Genomic DNA, 18853 nt, shown 5'->3' with positions numbered 1-18853 from the left:
GGCTAGTCGAGGCTGTCGTCCACGAACTTGCGCACCGCGGGCGCGAGCCGTGCGGTGTGCCGGTCGAAGAACTCGGCCGCCGCGGTGCCCGGCCAGTCCTCCGGCAGCAGTTCGCGGGGCAGTCCGGGGTCGCGGAACAGGAACTTCCGCCACGCGTGCAGGAAGCGCTGGGACGCCGCGAACGCCTCCGGGGGCGACGTACCGTCCACAGCGGACACCACCGGCTCCCACTCGGCGACGAACCGGGCGTAGTCGCGGCCCAGCGTCTCCAGGTCCCAGGCCCGGGCCGCCAGGGCGGCGGGCTCGCCCTCGTGCTCGCCGTGGAACGTGCTCGCCACCACACCCTCGGCCGCCAGCACGTCGGCCAGCTCGGGGGACGGGCGCGGTGCGATCCACGTCACGGGGCCCAGCGCCCCGTAGCCGAGCAGTTGCAGCGAGGACGCCAGCCGGTCCCGCGCCTCCCGGGCGGGCAGCTCCTCCGGCACGACGACGTGCCAGCGACCGTCCCACGTGGACGGCCGGGTCCGGTAGATGCGCGCGGCGGCCTCGTCCAGCCGGCGCTCCGCGCGCGGGGTCATGGCGTAGCCGGGGCCCGACGGCAGGCGGACCGGCTCCAGCCAGCCCTGCCGCACGGTGCGGGACACGGCGGTGCGGACGGCGGGCGCGGCGAAGTCCAGCGGTTCGAGCAGCCGGACGAGGGCGGCGATGGTCGCGGCGCCACCCCGCTCCCGCAGGTGGCCGCCGTAGACGTCGAAGAGCGCCGAACGTGCCCGCACGGGTTCCGAGTCTGTCAGGGCGACCCCGCGACACGCCACAGCCCGCGAATTGGTCACAACCAGGTGACGGCGGAAAAAGCGCGGCGGAAATCGTTGCGGCACGGCGATCCTGGCCCTGAACTGGGCGTTGACCAAGATCGTCAACCACTCCCGGCGGCGGCGAGAAGATCGGTTCGGTTTCGCCGCGCAGTCCGCATAGGGGAGAATGGGTCGGTATCCGGCCCTGGTCGGACGGGGAAGAAGTTGACGGAGGGAGCACGCGATGGCGGCCATGAAGCCCCGGACCGGCGACGGTCCCCTTGAGGTCACCAAGGAGGGGCGTGGCATCGTGATGCGCGTTCCACTGGAGGGTGGGGGGCGCCTCGTCGTCGAGATGTCGGCGGACGAGGCCAACGCCCTGGGCGACGCCCTCAAGGCGGCCGCTGGCTGACCCTAGCCGGAGCGAGAATCGTCGACGCCCCGGTTCCACAGTGGAACCGGGGCATCGCTACGTCGTGACCCGACCCGAGTACGTGGAGGACCCTGCCGTGCGCCTGCCCCTGCCCACACCCCTTCTCGCCGTCGAGGCGGCCGACACGGTCCGCCGCGGCGTGGGCGCGGTCGTGCTGGCGACACCCGGCGACCCGGTCGTCCTCGGGCCCGGCGGCGACGACGTGGAGGTGACCGCCGAGGTCACCGGCGGGGCGGGCACGACCACCAAGCCGGGTGCGCGCTGGGTGCTGGGCGTCGGCTCGGGGACCCCGTCCGACTGGCGCACGGCGGGCGCGAACCTGGTGCGCGCCCTGAACGGCGACGTCGAGCGCGGCGGGGCCACCACGTTCGACGTGCTGCTCACGCCCGACGCCGACGTGCGGTCCTTCGTGCTCGGCCTGGTCCTGGGCGGGTACCGGTTCAAGGTGACCGGGCAGGACGCGCCGAAGCGGATCAAGTCGCTGCGCCTGGTGGGCGCCGACGCCGAGGCCGTGCGGGTCGCCGCGGACCTGGCCGCCGCCACCGCCCTGACCCGCGACCTGGCCAACGCCCCGTCGAACGTGAAGGACCCGGCGTGGCTGGCCACGACCGCCGCCAAGCTGGCCGGGGCCGTGCCGGGGCTCGGGGTGCAGGTCCGCGACGAGAAGTGGCTGGCCGCGTCCGGGTTCGGCGGGGTGCTGGCGGTGGGCTCGGGCTCGTCCCGGCCGCCCCGGCTGGTGCACCTGACCTGGGAGGGCGCCAAGACGGGTCCGCACGTCGTGCTGGTCGGCAAGGGCATCACGTTCGACACCGGCGGCATCTCCGTCAAGCCCGCCGAGGGCATGCACCTCATGCGCACGGACATGGCCGGCGGCGCGGCCGTCATCGCCGCCATGATCGCCATCGCCCGGCGCAGCCTCCCCGTCCGGGTGACGGGCCTGGTGCCGTCCGCCGAGAACCACGTGTCCGGCACGTCCTACCGGCCCGGTGACGTCGTGCGGCACTTCGGCGGCCTGACCACCGAGGTGACCAACACCGACGCCGAGGGCCGGATGGTGATGGCCGACGCCCTCGCCTACGCGGTGGACGAGCTCGGCGCGGACGTGCTGGTCGACGTCGCCACCCTCACGGGGGCCATGAAGATCAGCCTGGGCGTGCGGACCGGCGGCCTGTTCGCCTCCGACGACGCGCTGGCGGCGGCGATCGCGGACGCCGGCAAGCGGGTCGGCGAGGCCTGGTGGCGGATGCCGCTGCTGGAGGACCTCGCGGAGGACGTGAAGAGCGACATCGCCGACCTGCGCCAGTGCCCGCCCGGTCCGGGCGGCATCACGGCCGCGCTGTTCCTGCGCGAGTTCACCGGCGGGCTGCCGTGGGCCCACCTGGACATCGCCGGCCCGGCGCGGTCGGAGAAGAACTACGACGAGGTGGTGGCCGGCGCGACCGGTTACGCCGCCCGCACCCTGGTCGAGTTCGTGGAGAACTACGGCCGCTGATCGCAGGACCAAGGCCGCCGAGCGGAATCGTTTTCCGCCCGGCGGCCTCGGCTCTCGGTCCGGTTCTCGGTCAGGATCGGGTTTCAGTCGGAATCGGCGAAGCTGCCGTGGGAATGGGTGTAGAAGCCCAGCGGGTTGATGCTGGTCGCGTCGCCGTAGTGGCCCGCTGAGGGGCCGTCTTCGTCGTCGGCGTCGTCCACCCAGGAGTAGGTGTGGCCCACGAACGTGCCCAGCTCACCGGTGTGCACGTGCTGGTTGTGGTAGAAGGCGTCGCCGTCGTGGACCCCGGAGTCCGTGTCGTCGTAGACGAGCCCCAGGGGGCCCACGCCGACCGTGTCCCCGAAATAGCCCGCGGAGTCGGCGGACGCCAGACCGGCGGCGCCGACGAGAACGGGCAGGGACAACGCGGTGGCCGCGGCCAGGCGGACGAGGTTGCGCACGGATTCCTCCTCGTGGATTCGGGCCTTCCCGCTCATCGTGGCCTCGTGCCGGAAATCCCGCATTCGACTGCACGCGATCGTGTGGGGCATCCGCGAACGCATCCCTCGAAAGGGAGAAATTCGGCGTTTTCCCCTTCACGCCACGCGGTCGACCACCCGATCAGGCGTCCCGAACGTGGTCCCGGAACGCCCGCACGGCCGGCGGCAGCGGGACGCCCGCCAGCCACACCAGGGCGATCTCCCGCCGGGCGCTCGGCGACAGCGGCAGTTCCACCAGGCCGGTCGGCCCCTCGGCGTGCGGCAGCAGCGCGACCCCGAGACCGGCGGCGACGAGGCCCCGGACGGTCTCCGTCTCCTGCCCCTCGAACGCCAGGCGCGGCACGAACCCGGCCGCCGCGCACAGGTCGTCGGTGATCTGCCGGAGCCCGTAGCCGCGTTCCAGCCCGACGAACTCCTCGTCGGCCAGTTCGGCGACCTCGACGGCGTCCCGCCCGGCCAGCCGGTGACCGGGCGGCAGCACCAGGACCAGTTCCTGCGTGCGCACGACGGCGTGCTCGTAGGTCGAGCCCTCGGGCGGCGGGGCGACCAGGGCCAGGTCCACGACCCCGTCCTCCAGGTGGGAGAGCACGACCCGCCGCGAGTCCTGCACCAGCCGGAACCGCACGTGCGGGTGCGCCTCCCGGAACCCGCGCACGAACTCGGGCACCAGCGACCGCCCGAGCAGGTGCAGGAACCCCACAGCGACCAGCCCCCGCGACGGGTCCACCTCCTCCACCGCCGCCCGGTGCCCGGCCTCGAACAGCGCGAGCGCCCGGTCCGCCGCCGACGCCAGCAGCCGCCCGGCCCGCGTCAGCCGCACCCGCCGCCCGCTGCGGACCACCAACGGCGACCCGAGCGACTCGCCCATCGCCGCGAGCCACCGGCTGACCGTGGGCTGCGGCACACCGACCGCCAGCGCCGCGTGCGTCACGTGCTCGTCCTCCGCCAACGCCCGGAGCACGGCCAGTTTCGGGGCCAATTCATCCATCACGGCATCAATTATGCTCGATGGGCGTATTGGACGCATAGTTTAGCGTCGATAACATGCCGACCCGCCTCACCACGGCCACCGTCGCGACCGGCTTGGCGACCTTCGCGGTGCTGTACGCGCCGCAGCCGGTCCTGCCGCAGATCGCGGCCGAGTTCGGGCTGCGTCCGGGTGGCGCGTCGCTGGCGGTGAGCGCGGCGACCGGGGCGTTGGCGCTCGCGGTGATCCCGTGCGCGGTGCTGGCCGAACGGGTCGGGCGGCGGCGGGTGATCGTGTGGTCGGTGCTGCTCGCGGCGCTGATCGGACTCCTGCTGCCGCTCGCGCCGAGCTACCCGGTGTTCCTCGGGCTGCGCGTGCTGCAAGGCGTGGCGACGGCCGGGATCCCGGCGGTGGCCATGGCGTTCCTGGCCGACGAGGCCGCCGCGATCGGTGCGGCCATCGGTGCGTTGATCGCGGGGAACAGCGCGGGCGGCATGATCGGGCGGCTGCTCGCCGGGGTCGGGACGGACTGGGTGGGCTGGCGTGGCGCGCTGGGCCTGGTGGGTGGTTTCGCGCTGGCGTGCGCTCTGGTGACGGCGCTCTACCTGCCCGCGGGCAAGCCCTCGGTCCGGCGCGAGTCCGGGTTGCGCTCGGCCTTGACCGACCGCGTGCTGCTGGCCTTGTACGCCGTCGCGGTGCTCGAGGTGTCGGCGTTCGTGTCGTTGTTCAACGTGGTCGCGTTCCGGCTGGCGTTGCCGCCGGGTCTGGCCTCCTTGGTGTTCCTGGCGTACGCGGCGGGTGGGGTGTGCTCGGCGGTCGCGGGCCGGTTGGCCGACCGGCACGGCCGGGCGGTCATCGCGGTGGCGGCGCTGGCGGTCACCGCGGTGGGTGCGGTCGTGACCGTGCCGGACAGCCTGGTCGCGGTCGGGGTGGGGTTGGCGGTGTTCACCGGCGGGTTCTTCGCGGTGCACGCCGTGGCCAGCGCCTGGGTCGGCGCGCGGGCACGCGCGAAGGGGCCGGCGTCGGGCGCGTACCTGTTCGCGTTCTACGTGGGCAGCAGCGCCGGCGGGACGGCGGGCAGCACGGCCTACCAGCAGTGGGGTTGGAGTGGGCTGGTCGCCCTGGTCGTGGGATGGCTCGCCCTGGCTGCGGTGGCAGTCCTGTTCGCGAGCCGTGGTCAGAAGTCCAGGGGCACCACCGCCGGGTCGCCCGGCTCGATCGCGACCTGGCCCAGGATCGGCAAGTCCACCGTGCCGGCGGTCACCGCGACCGAGACCGAGCGCACGTCCGCCGGGACCTCGACCACCACGGCCACCGGGAAGGTGTCGCCGCCGTAGCGCGCGCCCACGGCCGGTGCCCGGGTCCCGTCCGGCAGGGTCACCGCGACCAGGTCCTTGGTCAGCGCCGCCCCCGTCGTCTCCGGCAGGTCCTTGCCCTGGAGGCGCAACTCCAGCAGGGCTTTGTCCGGTGCGGACGCGGTGGCCAGCCCGTACCGCTGGCCGTCGACGTTCACCGGGCGTTGGCGGCCCAGCCGGACCCGTTCCACCTGTAAAGACCCCTCCTTGCCGCCGACCTTCACCCGCTGGGCGACGGGTGTCGGCTGCTCGGGGCCCGCCGGGCGGCGCAGGGCCGGGACCGGCTCGCCCAGCGCCGCGCCCGAGGGCACCTCCACGCGCTGCTCCAACGACTTCGCGCCCACCGTGTTCAGCACCAACGCCTCCTGGCCGCCGGCGTCGGGCACGGTGTAGACCACGAACACCGACCCCGTCTCCGGCAACCGGTCGGTCGGCAGGGGGTGGCGCTTGCCCGGCACCTGGAGCGCGGCCTCCGGCGGCTGCGGCAGCCACCCGGTCCACGGTGTCTGGCGGAACGCCGAATCCGTCTCCCGCAGCCGTTCCACGGACAGCCGCAGCACCCGCAACCGCACCCCGTGCTCGGCGCGCAGTTCGCCCCGCTCGGTCGTCCACGACTCCGGGCTGCCGTACCCGGTGATCCGCAACGCCAGCTGGTCGTCCCGGACCAGGCCCGACGCGGCGTCCAGCGGCCGGCCGTCGTCGGGTTGCACGGCCAGGAAGTCCGGTCCCGCGAGCTCCGCGCCCTGGTCCGCGTCGGCCTCCCGGCCGTCGGTGCGCACGAGCCTGCCCAGCGGTGTGCTCCGGCTGCCCGGACCCGGCACCTGCGGCGGCTCGACCTCCAGCCGCACGCCGCCGTCGTTCTGCTCGACCTCCTTCAGCGGCACCGGGACCCAGTCGGTGGACGCGGCTGTGCCGGGCACCTGCACGGGCCCGCACCACAGCCGCCGGTCCACCTCGCCCTGCGCCCCGGTGCGGGCGAACCAGCAGTTCACCGCGTCACCAGCGCGCGCCACGTACCCGAAGCCGATCGTGTAGCTCAGCTCCGCCTCGGCCTGCACCTGCAACCCCTGCGCGTCCACCACCGGCCTCCCGCCGATGGTGAGCGGCACGGGTTCCGCCCCCGTGCGCTCCGGCGCCGCGCCGCAGCCCGCCAGGAGCAGGCAGACGAGCACAACCCTTCGCATGATGACCCCCAGTAGTCGTTCCCCTACTGGTTAAAGGTCTTCGGAACGCTCAGAGGTTGCGTTTTGTTGCTGTGACCCACGTCACAGCAACGCGGGAAAGTGATCACTTAACGCTGTTCGAGAGCGCGGCCTCGTACACCGCGACGGTCTCCGCGGCCACGCTCGCCCACGAGAACTCCCGCACCGCCCGCTCCCGCCCCGCCGCACCGAACGCCCGCGCCTTCGCCGGGTCCGCCAGCAGCGCGTTCACCGCGTCCGCCAACCCGGTCCGGAACGCGGCCTCGTCGTCGGCCGAGTAGTGCACCAGCAGCCCGGTCCGGCCGTGGTCGACGACCTCCGGGATGCCGCCGACGTCCGACGCCACCACGGCGGTGCCGCACGCCATCGCCTCCAGGTTCACGATCCCCAGCGGCTCGTACACCGACGGGCACACGAACACCGCCGAGTGGCTCAGGATCTGCCGCACGTCCGCCTGCGGCAGCATCTGCTGGATCCACACCACCCCGGGCCGCGCCGCCGCCAGCTCCGCCACCGCGAGCCGCGTCTCCTCGGCGATCTCCGGCGTGTCCGGCGCGCCCGCGCACAGCACGACCTGGGCGTCGGGCGAGATCCGGTGCGCGGCGGCGACGAGGTGCCCCACGCCCTTCTGCCGCGTGATCCGCCCGACGAACGTGACGATCGGGCGCGTCGGGTCGATCCCGTGCCGCACCAGCGCGTCCGTCTCCTCCACCGGGTGGTACTCGGCGGTGTCGATGCCGTTGCGCACCACGTGCACCCGCGCCGGGTCCAGGGTCGGGTAGCAGTCCAGCACGTCGGCCCGCATCCCGTCGCTCACCGCGATGACCGCGTCCGCCGCCTCGTACGCGGTGCGCTCCACCCACGACGAGATCCGGTACCCGCCGCCGAGCTGCTCGGCCTTCCACGGCCGGCGCGGCTCCAGCGAGTGCGCGGTGACCACGTGCGGGATGCCGTGCAGCAGTTTCGCCAGGTGCCCGGCCATGTTGGCGTACCAGGTGTGGGAGTGCGCCACCTGCACCCCGCCCAGCGCCGCGGCGATCTCCAGGTCCGCCGAGAGCACGCCCAGCGCCGCGTTCGCGGCCGCCAGGGACGGTGCCGGGTTGTGGGCGACGGCGTCCGGGCGCGGCCCGCCGAAGGCGTGCACGTCCACGTCCACCAGCTCCCGCAACCTCGGCACGAGGAAACCGACGTGCACCCCGGCGCCGCCGTAGACCTCCGGCGGGTACTCCCGTGTCAGCAGTCCAATTCGCACGCCGCCCACCGTAACCCCGGGGTGCCGGACGTCCGGGTGAACAGCGCGGGTCTGCGTTACTTCGCCGTGGTGGGCGGCTCGCCGCACGGTTAGGGTCGTTGTCGTGAAAGGGCAACCGCATGTACTAGGAATTGTCCTCGCCGGTGGCGAAGGCAAACGGTTGTGGCCGTTGACCGCCGACCGGGCAAAGCCCGCGGTGCCCTTCGGCGGAAACTACCGGCTCGTCGACTTCGTGCTGTCCAACCTGGTGAACGCCGGGTTCGTCCGGCTCTGCGTGCTCACGCAGTACAAATCCCATTCCCTGGACCGGCACATCTCCACCACGTGGCGGCTGTCCAATGTGCTCGGGCAGTACGTCACCCCGGTGCCGGCCCAGCAGCGCCTCGGACCCCGCTGGTACACCGGCAGCGCCGACGCGATCTTCCAGTCGTTGAACCTGGTCAACGACGAGAAGCCGGACCACGTCGTCATCTTCGGCGCCGACCACGTGTACCGGATGGACCCGGGGCAGATGGTCGACCAGCACGTCCAGTCCGGCGCGGGCGTGACCGTGGCGGGCATCCGGGTGCCGCGCGCGGAGGCGAAGGCGTTCGGGTGCATCGACTCCGACGAGTTCGGGCAGATCACCCGGTTCCTGGAGAAGCCCGCCGACCCGCCGCACGTGCCGGGCGACCCGGAGGTCACGTTCGCCTCGATGGGCAACTACGTGTTCACCACGGAGGCGCTGCTGGAGGCGCTGCGGGCGGACGCGGCCAACCCGGACTCCGACCACGACATGGGCGGCGACATCATCCCGATGCTGGTCGACCAGGGCCAGGCGCACGTCTACGACTTCGCCGACAACGTCGTGCCCGGCGAGACCGAGCGCGACCGCGGCTACTGGCGGGACGTGGGGACCATCGACGCCTACTACGAGGCGCACATGGACCTGGTGTCGGTGCGGCCGGTGTTCAACCTCTACAACCAGGCCTGGCCGATCCGGACGGCGACCCCGCCGCTGCCGCCGGCGAAGTTCATCGCGGGCGGCAGCGCCGAGGACTCCATGGTCGGACCGGGGTCGATCATCTCCGGCACCATCCACGGGTCCGTGGTGTCGTCGGACGTGGTCGTGGAGAGCGGTTCGGTGGTGCAGGGGAGCGTGTTGCTGCCGGGTGTGCGGATCGGGCGAGGCGCGGTGGTGCGGCGGGCGATCCTGGACAAGAACGTGGTCGTGCCGGATGGCGCGCTGATCGGCGTGGACCACGCGATGGACCGGCAGCGCTACACGGTGTCGGCCGGCGGCGTGACCGTGCTGGGGAAGGGCGTCACGGCGTCTTGAACGCCCGGCTCGAGCGTCACGGCGTCTTGAGCGCGTGACCGGTGGTGATGTCGACGTGGTCGGGGACCTCCTCGTGGCGGTCCCCGACGCTCACCGTGCCGGTCGGTTCGATCATCAGGATGTGGGCGCCGTCCCGTGAGGACGGCTTGTGCTCGACGTCCTTCGGGACGACGAAGGTGTCGCCCTGGCGCAAGTGGACGGTCCGGTCGCGCAGCGCGATGTCCAGTTCACCGTGCAGGACGAGGAAGAACTCGTCCGTGTCGGCGTGCGCGTGCCAGACGTGCTCGCCCTTCACCTTGGCCACGCGGACGTCGTAGTCGTTGACGGTGGCGAGGACGCGGGGGCTCCACAGGTCGTCGAAGCTCGCCAGGGCCTGGTCGATGTTCATGCGTCCATGCTGGTGGTGGCGGTGCGGTCGGGGTGAGTGCTAGGAATCGCACATGTCGCCTGGTTCCTCGCACCGCGTGGTGATGATCGTCGACGCCGGCTCGAACCCGTTCGAGATGGGCGTCGCGACGGAGCTGTTCGGGCTGGCGCGACCGGAGCTGGGCGACCGACCGTGGTACTCGTTCACGCTGTGCGCTTCCGGGCCGGTGACCATGCACAACGGGTTCTTCACGCTGTCCGGGGTGCCCGGGTTGGAGGCGGTGGCCGACGCGGACACGGTGATCGTCCCGAACCGGCCCGATCCGGAGGTGCGGCCTTCTGACGAGGTGCTGGACGCCGTCCGGGCTGCCGGGGAGCGGGGTGCGCGGCTGGTCAGCTTCTGCACCGGGGCGTTCACGTTGGGGTACGCCGGGGTGCTGGACGGGCGTTCGGCCACGACGCACTGGCGGTGGGCCGATGTCTTCCGGTCACTGTTCCCACAGGTCAAGCTGGTTCCTGATGTGCTGTACGTCGAGGACGGCGCTTACACGGCGGCGGGGAGCGCGGCGGCGCTGGACCTCGGGTTGCACCTCATCCGGCTGGACCACGGGGCCGAGGTGGCGAACACGGTGGCCCGGCGGCTGGTCTTCGCGGCGCACCGGGACGGCGGGCAGCGGCAGTTCGTGAAGCAGCCGGTGCCGGCGGTGCCGGACACGTCCCTCACACCCCTGCTGGACTGGGCCCGTGAGCGGCTGGACGAGCCGTTGACGGTGTCGGCGCTGGCGGGACGGGCCGCGTGCAGCCCGGCGACCCTGCACCGGCGGTTCCAGCAGGAGGTCGGGACGACCCCGCTGGCCTGGTTGACGGCTGCGCGGGTCGATCTGGCTTGCACGTTGTTGGAGCGCGGCGAGGTCCGGCTGGACGTGGTGGCGCGGCGGTCCGGCTTGGGGTCGGCGTCGAACCTCAGGGCGCAGCTGCGGCGGCGGACGGGGCTGAGCCCGTCGGAATACCGGGCGCGGTTCGGTGACACGCAGCACGAGGTGCCCGCGGGCTCGTACCCTCGGGTGAGTGGCGGGGATTCGCGGGGCTGACCTCGACAAACTGCTCACGGCACTGCGGGAGGTCGACCAGCCGGGCACCGAGGACGTCCGCCGCCAGGTGCTGACGGCGATCACGAAGGTCGTCGGCGGCGACATCGTGGCGTACCAGTCGATCGACCCGAGCACCGGCCGGAGCGAGCAGGTGTCCGTGCCGGACGCGTGGGAGACCACCGCGCTGGAAGAGGCCTTCAGCCGGCACGTGCCGGAACACCCGCTCCTGCGCCATTTCCTGCGCACCGGCGAGCTGGAGGCGGCCAGGCTGAGCGACGTGGCCGGCCGGCGCGAACTGCGCGCGTTGGGCATCTACCAGGAGTTCTACCGGCCGCTCGGCATCGCGCACCAACTGGTCTGCCGGCTCACCGCGGACCTCGGCGTGTCGACCATCCTGGTGTTCAACCGCAGCGGGTCCGACTTCACCGACACCGAACTGGCGTTGACGAGGCTCGCCCGGCCGTACCTGGCGAACCTGGTCGCCACCGCGTCGGCCGGGGCGTGGTTCGACTCGGCGTTGGCGGCGCTGGAAGGGGTCGACGACACCGCGTACGGCGTCGTCCTGCTCGGGCCGCTCGGCCGGATCCGGGTGGTCAACCGGTCGGCCAGGCTGCTGCTGGAGACCTATTTCCGCAGGCCCGGACGGGAAGGCGGGGTCTTGCCCGACGAACTCGACTCGTGGCTGGTCCAGCAGTCCCTCGCGCCACAGCCGTACGTCGTCACACGCGGCTCACGGAAGCTGACCGTGCGGCTGTTCAAGCACGACATGTCGGCTGCGTTGCTGCTTTCCGAGACCAGCACGCGGACCAAGCCCGCGGCCATCGCGGCGAACCTGACGGCGCGCGAGTCGGACGTGCTGTGGCTGGTGAACGGTGGCCGCACCAGCGCACAAGCCGCGCAGGTGCTGCGGATCAGCGTGCGGACGGTGGAAAAGCACCTGGAGAACGTCTACCGCAAGCTGGGTGTGACCAGCAAAGCCGAAGCGGCCGAAAGGGCGTTCGGCAGGGCGTGAAAGGTGCGTGCCGGCTCTGCTTGCGCCGGCACGCACCCCGTCGGCTAGGCCGCGTAGACCTCCAGCTCGTTGACCCGGACGAAGCCGGGTTGGTGGGTCGGGCCGCTCAGCCCCAGGACGCGGACCAGGCGCGATGTTCGTGGGGCGAAGGTGACCGTGGTGCTGAGGGCCGTGTTGTTGCGCACCGCGGCCACGGACACGAAGGTGACGCCGTTCCAGACCTGGACGTCGAAGTCCTTGATCGGATATCCGGCGCTGGTGTAGACGACGACCCTCCGGAAGGTCTTGTCCACGCCGAAGTCGACCTGCACCCATTCGGGGTTGCCCGGCGGGTACGTGCCCGCGTTGTTCGCCCAGCTGTAGCCGCCGCCCAGGCTGGTGTTGGTGCTGCCGTCGTTCACCCGGGCGGGTGAGTAGCCCGGGTACGTGCTGGACGCGGCGGCGATGCCGGTGCGGGCGAGGTTGTCGTAGCCGGTGCCGCCGTCACCGCCCTGGCTGCACATGCTGAAGGCGACCTTGCCCGTGTTGTACTCCAGGTAGGTCGATTCCGAGAACATCACCGCGGCGCTGCCGCCGTTGTCGTCGCGTTTGCGCCATTTGACGTTGGCGTTGATGTTGCCGCCGAAGAACGGGATCGAGACGCCGATGGTGACTTCCGGGCCGCCGTCCTCCTCGTACCACTGGTAACCGAGCACGTCACCCCATTGCGCACGGTCCCAGGTGGTGATGAACAGGTCGGAGTCCTGCCACCGGTCGATGTACTTCTTCTTGATGCTGGGGAAAGCGATCGTGCGGATGGTGACGCCGGTCGTGGTGAGGACGATCGCGCGCATCTCGCGTTTGCCCTCGAACCAGCCGCCGAACTCGTTGCGGTTGGGCACGCGCCACTTCTGCAGGTACTCGAGGCCCTTGTTGTTGCGCGTTCCGGTCGGGTTGCAGGTCGCCAGCACGCCCGGCCCGGCCTCGCTCAGCGGCACGGCCTCCAGCGTGGTGGTCGTGGTGGGGTTGGTGGCGCTGGACTCGTTGACCGAGAGGACCCACACCTCCTTGGTCTCGACGTACGCCTCGTCGATCGCGGCGGGCGTCTGCTGCACCTGTCCGGCGGGGTTCAGGACGTAACCGGGCACGCTGGTCAGCGTTTCGTCGGCCGGCGCGACGGCCACCACGACGCTGTCACCGGCGAGAACACCCTCGTCCTGGTTGGGGATGTAGATCTGCGGCTGGTAGGCGAACCCGTTGACGTCGGCGAGCTGGGCGATGCCGTTCTTGAGCGCGACCCACCCCGGTTCGGTCGGGTTGACGACGCGCGACTCCTCGGCCTCCCGCACGACGGTCGACAGCAGCGCGTTGGTGTCGCCGTCGAACTGCCTGGCCGCGATCGTGCGCACCAGCGCCCGGACCTGCGTGTCGGCTGCGACGGCCGTGAGCACGGGTTGCACCATCGTCTGCAACCGCTGGGCGATCACGACGTCGTCATTGGTGGGGACGGCGGCTTGGGTAGTGGGCGTTCCGGCGAATGCCTGGCCCGGGAGGAAGCCGAGCGCGAGTGCGGCGCAGAGCAGGGTGATTGCGGGTCTTCTTCGGGCAGGCGCGCGTAATGGCCTTTTCATCGAATGTCCTCACGATCGGAAGAAATGCGATTCCGATCGTTGTGCTTGCCGGTGGGCAGCCGCAATACGTACCGCTACGTACGCCGGACGCGCCTAAACTTTCGCGGCTACCAACAGGCCGTCACCCAAGGGGAGGATCACCGGAACAAGGCGGTCGTCCTCGCGGACGGCTCGAGCCACGTCTCGCATGGCCTGCGTGTCCGGGTCGCGCTGGGAAGTGTCGACCACCCGGCCGTGCCACAGGATGTTGTCGAACGCGATGACACCGCCCGGGCGCAGCAGTCGCACGCCCTCTTCCAGGTACTTCGGGTACTCGGACTTCGCCGCGTCCACGAACACCAGGTCGTAGGCCCCGTCGGTGAGGCGGGGGAGGACGTCGAGGGCCTGGCCCATGATCAGCCGCGTTCGGGACGCGCCCACGCCGGCCTCCGCGAAGGCCACCCGCGCCGCCCGCTGGTGCTCGGGCTCCACGTCGATGGAGGTCAGCACGCCCGCTGTCGGCATGCCGCTGAGCAGGTACAACGCGCCCACGCCGGCACCCGTGCCGACCTCGACCACGGCCCTGGCCTGCAACGCGGCCGCCAGGAAGCGCAGCGCGGCGCCGCCGCCGGGGCCGATCGGCACGCAACCCAACTGTTCGCCACGCGCCCGAGCGGCCGTGACCACGGCGTCCTCGGGCAGGTAGCGCTCCACGTACTCGCGCAGCGGCGCATCCACAGGACGGAGGTTAACGCCGGACGCGGCCGAGCGGGTGAATCTCCCGTGAACCGGAATTCTCAGCGTGCTCTCAGCCGACTCTCACCATGGTTATAAGGGAGCCCGGCAAGCTGGGGCCACGCACGACACACGGGAACACGCCGGCCGCAGAGAGCGTTGAACCGTGCAGCAGGGCAGCCGGCCCACCTGGAGGTGCTTCACCGCCCGATGCCAACGCAGCCGTACACCGCCACCGCTCCCATCGACGACACGGAATGGATCGTGCCGACGTGGGACCAGGTCGTCCGCGACCACGCCGACCGGGTCTACCGGCTGGCCTACCGCCTGACCGGCAACCAGCACGACGCCGAGGACCTGACCCAGGAGACGTTCATCCGCGTCTTCCGGTCCCTCGCGTCCTACCAGCCGGGCACGTTCGAAGGCTGGCTGCACCGCATCACCACGAACCTGTTCCTCGACATGGCCCGCCGCCGCTCCAAGTTCCGCATGGAGGGCCTGCCCGAGGACACCGACCGCCTCGCGGGCGACGACCCGAGCCCCGAGCAGGTCTACCACGACACCCACCTCGACCCCGACCTGCAGGCCGCGCTGGACGAGCTGCCGCCGGACTTCCGGGCCGCCGTGGTGCTGTGCGACGTGGAAGGGCTGTCCTACGAGGAGATCGGCGCCACCCTGGGCGTGAAACTGGGTACCGTGAGGAGCAGGATCCACCGGGGCCGGCAGGCCCTGCGTGCCGCACTCGAACGCCGTCGGGGTCTTGTTCAGGAGGACTCTGCATGACCGACCTGCGAGGTTGGGGACTGCCCGAGCAGCACCTGCTGCCCGACGCGGTCGTCGCCTTCGTCGACGGCGAGCTGTCGGCCTCGGCCCACAGCCGTGCGGCGGCGCACCTGGCGCGCTGCCCGTTCTGCGCCGCGGAGGCCTACTCGCAGCAGCAGGCGCGGTCCGCCGTGCGTGCCGCCGAGACACCGTGCGCGCCCGCCGGCCTGCTGGCCCGGCTCGGCGCGATCCCGCAGGAGGTCGAGCTGCCCAGTGCGCCCGACGGCCTCGCGGTGACCGAGGACGGCCAGCTCGTGGCCGTGCAGCGACCCGACCGCGTGGCGTTCGGCAGCGGACCCGTGCTGGGGTCGAGCCGCCCTTTCGGCACGGGCAGCCGGTTCGGCAGCCGGCGGGCCCGGCAAGGCGCCGGCGTGGTCGTGTCGGGCCTGATGCTCGGCGCTCTGGCACTGGTCGTGCCGGGCAGTGAGGAACCGGCCCCGAGCCCGGCCCAGGGCAACCCGCCACCGCCGCCGGCGGTCGCACCGCAGCTGGTCAACGACCGCACCGACCTGACCGGCGCGGGAGCGGGCACCGACCACCTGCTCGCCCGCTGAACCGCTGACGACAACTTCACCGGTCACAAGGCACGATGGACCCCGCAACACCGGGCATCACCGACGTGCGGGGAGCGATGAGCGAGCCACAACAGGGCGGTCCGCAACAGGGCAACGGGACCCCCAGGTCCGGCGTGGACGACGGGGCGCACCGCAGGCTCGCACCGCGCCCCCTCCAGCGCCCCGCCGTGGACCCCGGTCAGGCGTACGTCTTCGGCCGCCCGCAGGGCGTCGAGGGCGCGTTCTCCGCCGACCGACCGGTGCTCAACGGCGGCGTCCAGCTCGCCCCGCCGCCGCCCGAGGCGTTGAGCACGGCGTTCGGCCGCCCCAACGGCACGGCGGAGCTGCTCCAGCGCCCGCCGGTGGACCTCGACGGCGAACCCGAGGTGGAGCCGGTCTTCTGGCACGGCAAGGCCGCCGGTGACGAGTGGCGGGACCCGGGCGCGAGCGCGGTCATCGGACCGCCGGCGGTCACCGAGGAACCCGAGGCCCGCAAGGAGCCGGTCGCCGGGCCCGGTCCGCAGCTGAGCGTTCCCGAGCTGCTGTTCGGTCGGCGCGTGAAGCCGACCGCGCTGGCGTTGTTGCTGGTCGTGGCGCTGGCGGTGGGTGCGGCGGGTGGTGTCGTCGGCTGGCTGTTCGGGCGCGCGGGCAACCCGCTGACCGACAGCGGCGTGACGCTGGCCGAGGTCAAGCCCGGCAAGGAGCGACCGGTCGGGTCGGTCGCGGACATCGCCAAGCGCGTGACGCCCAGCGTGGTGTCGATCGAGTTCAAGGGCGCGAACGTGGCGGGCGTCGGCTCCGGCGTGGTCATCGACGGCGCCGGGTACGTGCTCACCAACGACCACGTGGTCGCGCCGGCCGTGCAGGACACGTCGGCCAAGCTGACCGTGGTCTTCACCGACGGCAAGCGCGCGGTCGCGCAGATCGTCGGCCGGGACTCCAAGACCGACCTCGCCGTGATCAAGGTCCAGGTGGAGAACCCGACCGTGCTCCAGTTCGGCAACTCCGACGAGCTGGCCGTGGGCGACGCGGTGCTGGCCATCGGCTCGCCGCTGTCGCTGTCCAACACGGTGACCGAGGGCATCGTCAGCGCCCTGCACCGCCCGGTGACCGCGGCGGGCGAGAACGGCGGCCCGCAGGTCACCTACGACGCCATCCAGACCGACGCGGCGATCAACCCCGGCAACTCCGGCGGCGCGCTGGTCGACTCGACGGGCGCGCTGGTCGGCATCAACTCGTCGATCCGGACCGAGACCGGCGGCTCCGTGGGCCTCGGCTTCGCCATCAACGGCAACTACGCCCGCAAGATCTCCCAGGCCCTCATCCGCGACGGCCAGGTCAAGCACGCCGACATGAACATCAACGTCAGCTCGGTGGCCGCCGAGACGGCCGAGGGCGCGAAGGTGCAGAACGTGCCGGACGGCGGCGCGGCCAAGGCGGCGGGCATCGTGGAGGGCGACGTCATCACCAAGGTCGGCGACCGCGTGGTGCGCAACGCCGCGGAGTTGACCGTTGCGGTACGGGACCACGAAATCGGGGAAACGGTTCCGGTCGTCCTGGCCAGGCAGGGTCGGGAGCTGACCGTGCAGGTGACGTTGCGGTCGGACTGACGGCTACGCTGGTTCGCAGCGACGTGGAGCGAAGGCGGGCACCGTGTTTGACAGCATCGGCTGGGTAGAGCTGCTCATCATCATCGTCGCGGGCCTGTTCATCCTGGGACCGGAACGCCTCCCGTCCGCCGCCGCGTGGGTGGGCCGCACGATCCGCCAGGTGCGCGAGTACGCCACGGGCGCGCGCGACCAGTTGAAGCAGGAGATGGGCCCGGAGTTCGAGTCGCTCCGCAAGCCCCTGGAGGACCTGCGGGAGCTGCGGGAGCTGCGCAACTTCGACCCGAAGCGCGCGATCACCAAGCACCTGTGGGACGACCTGCCCAGCGGCACCAACGGCACGAGCAGCCCCGCCCCGAAGCCCAACGGCTACCCGGCGGCGGGCCAGGGACCTTCGGTCGCCCAGGAACGCCCGCTCCAGCACGGCGAACGCCCGCCCTTCGACCCCGACGCCACCTGACGGGGATCCCGCCCAAGCCTTCCCGAGCCGCCACGCGCGGTTGTGTCGCACCCCCGCGCGAGAATGGCAGCGGGGGCCGGAGGCCGACCCCCGCAACGCCTCAGCGGCCGGCGGGGGAGACGTTCAGCAAGCGGCCGGCGAGCCCGCGCGACCGCACGGACAGCTTGGTCGCCACACCCGTCAGCACCTGAGCGGCCGTGGAGTCGGGCTCCGCCAGCACGATCGGCGTCCCGGCGTCGCCCTGCTCCCGCAGGCGCGGGTCCAGCGGCACCTGGCCCAGCAGCGGCACCTCGGCGCCCACCGCCTGCGTCAGCGACGAAGCCACCGCCGCCCCGCCGCCCTCGCCGAAGACGTCCATCCGGGACCCGTCCGGCAGTTCCAGCCACGACATGTTCTCGATCACACCCGCCACCCGCTGCCGGGTCTGCAGGGCGATCGACCCCGCCCGCTCGGCCACCTCGGCGGCGGCCTGCTGCGGCGTCGTCACGACCAGGATCTCCGCGTTGGGCACCAGCTGCGCCACCGAGATCGCCACGTCACCGGTGCCCGGCGGCAGGTCCATCAGCAGGACGTCCAGGTCGCCCCAGAACACGTCCGCGAGGAACTGCTGCAACGCCCGGTGCAGCATCGGCCCGCGCCACACGACCGGGGTGTTGCCGGGGGTGAACATGCCGATCGAGATGAGCTTCACGCCGTGCGACTGCGGCGGCATGATCATCTTCTCGACCTGCGTCGGACGGGCCTCCGTGCCCAGCATCCGCGGGATCGAGTGGCCGTAGATGTCGGCGTCCACCACGCCGACCGAGAGGCCGCGCTGGGCCATCGCCACCGCGAGGTTCACGGTCACGCTGGACTTGCCCACACCGCCCTTGCCCGACGCCACGCAGTACACGCGGGTCAGCGAACCGGGCTGCGCGAACGGGATGACCGGCTCCTCGACCCCGCCGCGCAGGGTCTTGCGCAGTTCGGTGCGCTGGGCGTCGCTCATCACGTCCAGCTCGACCCGCACCTGCCGGACGCCCTCCAGGGCGGACACGGCGGCGGTCACGTCGGCGGTGATCTTGTCGCGCAGCGGGCAGCCGGCGACGGTCAGGAACACGGCCACGTCGACGACCCCGTCGGTGATCGTGACCGACTTCACCATGCCCAGCTCGGTGATGGGTCGCCGGATCTCCGGGTCCTGCACGCCGGCCAGCGCCTTGTGCACGTCGTCAACGGAGGGGAGGGTCTGCGTCGTCACTGGATCGCCTTCGATCGGGGTAGAGCGCCATGCTACGGCGGGGCCGCGTCCTACCAAGCTACCGGTTGGTCACCTGGGTTGAAGG

Annotated in this window: 18 protein-coding genes; 10 read left to right on the top strand and 8 right to left on the bottom strand. The window is 72.0% G+C overall.

Translation table 11 applies throughout. The features are described from left to right. Nucleotides 1–2: 2 nt before the first annotated feature. Nucleotides 3–776, bottom strand: coding sequence for a PaaX family transcriptional regulator (locus DFJ66_RS19240; protein WP_121222968.1), 774 nt, complete (start codon nucleotides 774–776; stop codon nucleotides 3–5). 262 nt (nucleotides 777–1038) lie between these two features. Here DFJ66_RS19240 and DFJ66_RS19235 point away from each other — a divergent pair, with 262 nt between their 5' ends. Continuing rightward, the gene (locus tag DFJ66_RS19235) at nucleotides 1039–1206 is read left to right on the top strand and encodes a DUF3117 domain-containing protein (RefSeq protein WP_012783412.1); all 168 of its coding nucleotides are present in this window, start codon (nucleotides 1039–1041) and stop codon (nucleotides 1204–1206) included. A gap of 64 nt (nucleotides 1207–1270) precedes the next feature. Then, nucleotides 1271–2719, top strand: coding sequence for a leucyl aminopeptidase family protein (locus DFJ66_RS19230; RefSeq protein ID WP_246029819.1), 1449 nt, complete (start codon nucleotides 1271–1273; stop codon nucleotides 2717–2719). 83 nt (nucleotides 2720–2802) lie between these two features. Here the strand turns inward: DFJ66_RS19230 and DFJ66_RS42850 are convergent, their stop codons facing one another. Continuing rightward, complete coding sequence (locus DFJ66_RS42850) at nucleotides 2803–3159, bottom strand: hypothetical protein (RefSeq protein ID WP_170199537.1); 357 nt, start codon at nucleotides 3157–3159, stop codon at nucleotides 2803–2805. 160 nt (nucleotides 3160–3319) lie between these two features. Then, nucleotides 3320–4186 carry a LysR family transcriptional regulator gene (locus DFJ66_RS19220; protein WP_246030218.1) on the bottom strand — a complete coding sequence of 289 codons (867 nt, stop codon included), beginning with the start codon at nucleotides 4184–4186 and terminating at the stop codon, nucleotides 3320–3322. Nucleotides 4187–4242: 56 nt separating this feature from the next. Here DFJ66_RS19220 and DFJ66_RS19215 point away from each other — a divergent pair, with 56 nt between their 5' ends. Next, entirely contained in the window at nucleotides 4243–5502 is a 1260-nt protein-coding gene (locus DFJ66_RS19215) for an MFS transporter (protein ID WP_121222964.1), read from the top strand. A gap of 1305 nt (nucleotides 5503–6807) precedes the next feature. Here DFJ66_RS19215 and glgA read toward each other — a convergent pair. Further along, the gene (glgA, locus tag DFJ66_RS19210) at nucleotides 6808–7974 is read right to left on the bottom strand and encodes a glycogen synthase (RefSeq protein WP_121231398.1); all 1167 of its coding nucleotides are present in this window, start codon (nucleotides 7972–7974) and stop codon (nucleotides 6808–6810) included. Between the two features lie 103 nt (nucleotides 7975–8077). Between glgA and glgC the strand changes: the two genes are divergently transcribed. Continuing rightward, entirely contained in the window at nucleotides 8078–9292 is a 1215-nt protein-coding gene (gene glgC, locus DFJ66_RS19205) for a glucose-1-phosphate adenylyltransferase (RefSeq protein WP_121222962.1), read from the top strand. A gap of 16 nt (nucleotides 9293–9308) precedes the next feature. Here the strand turns inward: glgC and DFJ66_RS19200 are convergent, their stop codons facing one another. Next, nucleotides 9309–9680, bottom strand: coding sequence for a cupin domain-containing protein (locus DFJ66_RS19200; protein ID WP_121222960.1), 372 nt, complete (start codon nucleotides 9678–9680; stop codon nucleotides 9309–9311). A 52-nt stretch (nucleotides 9681–9732) separates the two neighbouring features. On the opposite strand from DFJ66_RS19200, the gene DFJ66_RS19195 reads away from it, so the two are divergent. Continuing rightward, nucleotides 9733–10749, top strand: coding sequence for a helix-turn-helix domain-containing protein (locus tag DFJ66_RS19195; RefSeq protein ID WP_121222958.1), 1017 nt, complete (start codon nucleotides 9733–9735; stop codon nucleotides 10747–10749). Beyond that, nucleotides 10727–11761, top strand: coding sequence for a helix-turn-helix transcriptional regulator (locus DFJ66_RS19190; protein ID WP_121222956.1), 1035 nt, complete (start codon nucleotides 10727–10729; stop codon nucleotides 11759–11761). Before DFJ66_RS19195 ends, DFJ66_RS19190 begins: the two co-directional genes overlap by 23 nt. A gap of 44 nt (nucleotides 11762–11805) precedes the next feature. On the opposite strand, the gene DFJ66_RS19185 is transcribed toward DFJ66_RS19190, so the two are convergent. Together DFJ66_RS19185 and DFJ66_RS19180 are read right to left on the bottom strand one after the other, a co-directional pair. Then, complete coding sequence (locus DFJ66_RS19185; protein ID WP_211351229.1) at nucleotides 11806–13191, bottom strand: discoidin domain-containing protein; 1386 nt, start codon at nucleotides 13189–13191, stop codon at nucleotides 11806–11808. Between the two features lie 273 nt (nucleotides 13192–13464). Next, nucleotides 13465–14088, bottom strand: coding sequence for an O-methyltransferase (locus DFJ66_RS19180; protein ID WP_121222952.1), 624 nt, complete (start codon nucleotides 14086–14088; stop codon nucleotides 13465–13467). Nucleotides 14089–14295: 207 nt separating this feature from the next. Here DFJ66_RS19180 and sigE point away from each other — a divergent pair, with 207 nt between their 5' ends. The 4 genes from sigE to tatB all read left to right on the top strand — a co-directional run bounded on the left by sigE (nucleotide 14296) and on the right by tatB (nucleotide 17528). Further along, nucleotides 14296–14868 carry an RNA polymerase sigma factor SigE gene (gene sigE / locus DFJ66_RS19175; protein ID WP_121222950.1) on the top strand — a complete coding sequence of 191 codons (573 nt, stop codon included), beginning with the start codon at nucleotides 14296–14298 and terminating at the stop codon, nucleotides 14866–14868. Continuing rightward, a complete protein-coding gene (locus DFJ66_RS19170) occupies nucleotides 14865–15461 on the top strand; it encodes an anti-sigma factor (RefSeq protein WP_121222948.1) in 597 nt (198 codons plus the stop codon). The genes sigE and DFJ66_RS19170 overlap by 4 nt, the downstream gene beginning before the upstream one ends. A 77-nt stretch (nucleotides 15462–15538) precedes the next feature. Continuing rightward, on the top strand, nucleotides 15539–17071 hold the full coding sequence (locus tag DFJ66_RS19165; RefSeq protein ID WP_121231396.1) for a S1C family serine protease: 1533 nt from the start codon (nucleotides 15539–15541) through the stop codon (nucleotides 17069–17071). Between the two features lie 43 nt (nucleotides 17072–17114). Beyond that, a complete protein-coding gene (gene tatB / locus DFJ66_RS19160; RefSeq protein WP_121222946.1) occupies nucleotides 17115–17528 on the top strand; it encodes a Sec-independent protein translocase protein TatB in 414 nt (137 codons plus the stop codon). Between the two features lie 100 nt (nucleotides 17529–17628). Here the strand turns inward: tatB and DFJ66_RS19155 are convergent, their stop codons facing one another. Next, nucleotides 17629–18768 (bottom strand): Mrp/NBP35 family ATP-binding protein, encoded by a 1140-nt coding sequence (locus tag DFJ66_RS19155; RefSeq protein WP_170199533.1) that lies wholly within the window; start codon nucleotides 18766–18768, stop codon nucleotides 17629–17631. Between the last annotated feature and the right edge of the window lie 85 nt (nucleotides 18769–18853).

Origin of the sequence: Saccharothrix variisporea, assembly GCF_003634995.1 — a bacterium.
In the GTDB taxonomy this organism is placed as follows: Bacteria; Actinomycetota; Actinomycetes; order Mycobacteriales; family Pseudonocardiaceae; genus Actinosynnema; species Actinosynnema variisporeum.
The sequence above is the reverse complement of the archived record's forward strand: the minus strand, read 5'-3'. Positions and strand labels throughout refer to the sequence as shown.

What these genes read in the sequence shown, in the direction of transcription:
- DFJ66_RS19235 (WP_012783412.1), top strand. Translation starts at nt 1,039, where the DNA reads ATGGCGGCCATGAAGCCCCGGACCGGCGACGGTCCCCTTGAGGTCACC.
- DFJ66_RS19220 (WP_246030218.1), bottom strand. Translation starts at nt 4,186, where the DNA reads ATGGATGAATTGGCCCCGAAACTGGCCGTGCTCCGGGCGTTGGCGGAG.
- DFJ66_RS19215 (WP_121222964.1), top strand. Translation starts at nt 4,243, where the DNA reads ATGCCGACCCGCCTCACCACGGCCACCGTCGCGACCGGCTTGGCGACC.
- DFJ66_RS19200 (WP_121222960.1), bottom strand. Translation starts at nt 9,680, where the DNA reads ATGAACATCGACCAGGCCCTGGCGAGCTTCGACGACCTGTGGAGCCCC.
- DFJ66_RS19195 (WP_121222958.1), top strand. Translation starts at nt 9,733, where the DNA reads ATGTCGCCTGGTTCCTCGCACCGCGTGGTGATGATCGTCGACGCCGGC.
- sigE (WP_121222950.1), top strand. Translation starts at nt 14,296, where the DNA reads ATGCCAACGCAGCCGTACACCGCCACCGCTCCCATCGACGACACGGAA.
- DFJ66_RS19170 (WP_121222948.1), top strand. Translation starts at nt 14,865, where the DNA reads ATGACCGACCTGCGAGGTTGGGGACTGCCCGAGCAGCACCTGCTGCCC.
- DFJ66_RS19165 (WP_121231396.1), top strand. Translation starts at nt 15,539, where the DNA reads ATGAGCGAGCCACAACAGGGCGGTCCGCAACAGGGCAACGGGACCCCC.